The organism is Candidatus Nanopelagicales bacterium, from assembly GCA_018003655.1.
Classification (GTDB): domain Bacteria; phylum Actinomycetota; class Actinomycetes; order S36-B12; family UBA10799; genus JAGNDY01.
In genome coordinates this window covers 1-3784 of sequence record JAGNDY010000139.1, presented here as the reverse complement: position 1 = coordinate 3784, position 3784 = coordinate 1, and the positions used below count along the sequence as shown (strand labels likewise).

Sequence of the window (3784 nt, the reverse complement as noted above, 5' to 3'; positions counted from 1 at the left end):
GGGGCGAGAGGATCCGGGCTGGCTCGGTGACTACCTCGCGGCTAAATCGCGCACGCAGGCGGTCGTCGTCGCACCCGCACGTGGTTTGGTCCTTGAGTCGGTTGCGTACCCACCCGATTCTGAGCTCGGCGAACGAGCTGAATTCACGCGCAGGAGGCGTGACGTTGCCCACCTGCTTTGACCTTCGGCGAATGCGGCAGGTACCCTGAGAAGCCGTGGTGAGCGCGCAGTCGCGCCACCGGATCGGGTCACGATCGGGCGAGAGTCCAAACCGTCGACCAGCTCCACAACCAACGACCGATTTAGTGAAGGTTGCTCCGTGCGTACGTACAGCCCCAAGTCAGGCGAGATTGAGCGCCAATGGCACGTCATCGATGCTACCGATGTCGTGCTCGGCCGACTCGCGTCCCAGGTCGCAACGCTGCTGCGTGGCAAGCACAAGCCGACCTTCGCCCCTCATGTCGACATGGGTGACTTCGTCGTTGTCATCAACGCCGAGAAGGTCGCGCTCTCTGGAGCGAAGCTGACCCAGAAGAAGGACTACCGGCACTCCGGTTACCCGGGCGGTCTGACGGCCACAAGCTACGGCGACCTGCTTGAGAAGAATCCACGCCGCGCCATTGAGAAGGCCGTCGCCGGAATGCTTCCGCACAACAAACTCAGCAACCAGCTGATCACCAAGCTCAAGGTCTACTCAGGCCCCGAGCATCCTCACGCGGCGCAACAGCCCGTTCCGTTCGACATCACCCAGGTTGCCCAGCCAGCCGTCGCCCGCGCCAAGGCGAAATAAGTATCGCCTCCGGGCATCGACCTCACTAACACCGAAAGGAATCGCTGGCCGTGACTGACGTTGACGTCGCAAGCGAGACTCAGACCTACACCTCCGAGTCGGCCCCTGCTAAGACTGCCGAGACTGGCCGACCCGCGCGCACTGCGCCGGCTGCTGCCACCGGTCGCCGCAAGGAGGCCGTTGCGCGAGTCCGCATCAAGCCGGGCTCCGGCGAGTGGATCCTCAATGGCAAGTCCCTGCAGGACTACTTCCCGAACAAGGTTCATCAGCAACTCGTCAACGAGCCCTTCCGGGCCGTCGACGCTGACGCGACCTACGACGTCGTCGCGAACCTCAGTGGTGGTGGAACCAGTGGCCAGGCCGGTGCTCTGCGCCTCGGCATTGCCCGCTGCCTCAACGAGATCGACGAGGAAGCGCATCGCCCGTCCTTGAAGAAGGCCGGCTACCTGACCCGCGACCCGCGGGCCAAGGAGCGCAAGAAGTACGGCCTCAAGAAGGCACGTAAGGCTCCCCAATACAGCAAGCGCTGATTCCGCTACCGGCTTCATGGCCAAGTACTTCGGCACCGATGGCGTGCGTGGAGTCGCCAACCGGGATATCGGCGCGCCGCTAGCCCTGGATTTGGCGGCGGCTGCTGCTCGCGTGCTGCGATCCGAGCAGGACAACCGCATCTGGGGCAGACCGACCGCGGTGGTCGGTCGCGATCCTCGTGCCAGCGGTGAGTTCCTCGATGCCGCGGTATGTGCCGGGCTCGCCAGTGCCGGCATCGACGTGCTGCGAGTTGGGGTGCTACCTACGCCAGCCGTGGCCTACCTCACAGGCGAGTTGCACGCCGACTTTGGCGTCATGTTGTCCGCCTCGCACAATGCCATGCCGGACAACGGCATCAAGTTCTTCGCGGCCGGCGGGCACAAGCTTGCCGACGAGGTCGAGGAGCAGATCGAAGCGGCCCTCGATCAGCCCTGGGAACCGCCGGTGGGCGCCGACGTTGGTCGAATCCGTGACTTCCCGGGGCCGACCGAACGCTACGTCGAGCACCTCATGTCGGCGCTACCCAACCGCTTGGACGGCCTGAAGTTGGTGGTCGACTGTGCGAATGGCGCGGCCTCCCTCGCCGCGCCAGACGCGTACCGGCGCGCAGGTGCCGAGGTCATCGAGATCCACTCGGCACCCGACGGCCTCAACATCAATGAGAAGTGCGGATCAACCCATATGGGCGACCTCGTGGCGGAGGTCGTATCCGCCGGGGCCGATCTGGGTCTCGGCCACGACGGTGACGCGGACCGATGCCTCGCCGTTGATGCCTCAGGCGCGTTGGTTGACGGCGACCAGATCCTGGCCATCATTGCCCTGGCTATGAGCGAAGCTGGCACGTTGCACCGGGACACGGTAGTCAGCACGGTCATGGCTAATTTGGGTTTCAAGATTGCGATGCGGGAAGCAGACATCACCGTCGAAGAGACAGCCGTGGGTGACCGCTATGTCCTCGAACGGATGCGCGGTGGTGGCTTCACTCTCGGGGGCGAACAGAGCGGACACGTGGTGATGTCGGCGTACGCGACCACCGGCGATGGAGTCCTCACGGGATTGATGCTCGGTGCTCGGATGAAGGCGACCGGCAAGTCGTTGGCCGAACTCGCATCCGTTGTTCATCAGCTGCCACAGGTCCTTATCAATGTCGATGGGGTCGATCGCGACGCGGTCACGACGAACGACGAGCTCCGACAAGCGGTTGCCCAGGAGTCGGAACTGCTCGGCGATACCGGCCGGGTCTTGTTGCGCCCGTCGGGCACCGAACCGTTGGTCCGGGTCATGGTGGAGGCACCCACGCAGGACATCGCGGATACGGTGGCGGCGCGCCTGGCCGAAGTGGTTCGTAGAACCATCCCCCTAGACAGCGCTGTTTGAGGGGCGCGAGGGGGTACTGCGTGCAGACTGAACCAATAGGCTGTCGCTCATGTGCGGAATCGTGGGTTACGTCGGGCAGCGGCAAGCGCTCGACGTAGTGGTTGAGGGTTTGCGTCGACTTGAGTACCGGGGCTACGACTCCGCTGGAATCGCGGTGATCGCCGATGGCCAGTTGGATTCACGAAAGCGCGCTGGCAAGCTGGCGAATCTGGAGCAGTTGCTCGTTGAAGACCCACTCCCCGCCAGCCACACGGGGATCGGTCACACACGTTGGGCCACGCACGGTGCGCCCAGCGACGCGAACGCCCACCCTCACATCAGCGCAGACGGCCGCACCGCGATCATCCACAACGGCATCATCGAGAACTTCGCTGAACTTGGTGATGAGCTGCGCACAGGCGGGGTGCAACTGCTCAGCGAGACCGATTCGGAAGTGGTTGCCCACCTCGTCGCGCAGGAGATGGCGCGCAACCCCGATGACTTGGCTGACGCGGTGCGCAAGGTGTGCCAGCGACTGACTGGCGCGTTCACACTCGTCGTGATTCACGCCGACTTTCCAGACCAGGTGGTCGGCGCCCGACGCAACAGCCCGCTGGTCGTTGGCGTAGGCGACGGTGAGAACTTCCTCGCCTCCGATGTGTCAGCGTTCATCGCGCACACCAAAGAGGCCATTGAGCTCGGGCAGGATCAAGTCGTCCTGCTCACCGCCGACGAGGTTGTTGTCACTGACTTCGACGGCGCCCCCGCCCAGGTGACGCCCTTCACCGTCACGTGGGATGCGTCGGCGGCGGAGAAAGGTGGCTATGACCTCTTCATGCTCAAGGAGATTGCCGAGCAGCCCAAAGCGGTCTCGGACACTCTGCTCGGCCGGATCGGCGACGACGGTCAACTGCGACTCGACGCGATGGACCTGTCAGATCGGGATCTGCGCGAGCTGACCAACATTGTCATCATCGCGTGTGGCACGGCCTATCACTCGGGGATGATCGCCAAGTACGCGATTGAGCACTGGACCCGGATTCACTGTGAGGTCGAACTCGCCAGCGAGTTCCGGTACCGCGATCCCATCCTCGATCCGCGAACCCT

The 3784-nt window shown here is 63.9% G+C and carries 5 protein-coding genes; all 5 read left to right on the top strand.

Features of this window, described 5'->3' with window-relative positions; translation table 11 throughout:
* Window positions 1-181, top strand: a 181-nt coding sequence (locus tag KAZ48_11325) for a tRNA pseudouridine(38-40) synthase TruA (protein ID MBP7973380.1), incomplete at its 5' end; no start/stop codon positions are given.
* Window positions 182-319: 138 nt separating this feature from the next.
* Window positions 320-790, top strand: coding sequence for a 50S ribosomal protein L13 (rplM, locus tag KAZ48_11320; protein ID MBP7973379.1), 471 nt, complete (start codon window positions 320-322; stop codon window positions 788-790).
* 50 nt (window positions 791-840) lie between these two features.
* On the top strand, window positions 841-1320 hold the full coding sequence (gene rpsI, locus KAZ48_11315; GenBank protein ID MBP7973378.1) for a 30S ribosomal protein S9: 480 nt from the start codon (window positions 841-843) through the stop codon (window positions 1318-1320).
* Between the two features lie 16 nt (window positions 1321-1336).
* Window positions 1337-2698, top strand: a complete 1362-nt coding sequence (locus KAZ48_11310) for a phosphoglucosamine mutase (GenBank protein MBP7973377.1) — start codon at window positions 1337-1339, stop codon at window positions 2696-2698.
* A 49-nt stretch (window positions 2699-2747) separates the two neighbouring features.
* The coding region (glmS, locus tag KAZ48_11305; GenBank protein ID MBP7973376.1) for a glutamine--fructose-6-phosphate transaminase (isomerizing) at window positions 2748-3784 on the top strand (1037 nt) is incomplete at its 3' end.

Bases quoted from the DNA above. Each gene is read 5' to 3' on its own strand.
- KAZ48_11310 (MBP7973377.1), top strand. From the start codon at position 1,337: ATGGCCAAGTACTTCGGCACCGATGGCGTGCGTGGAGTCGCCAACCGG.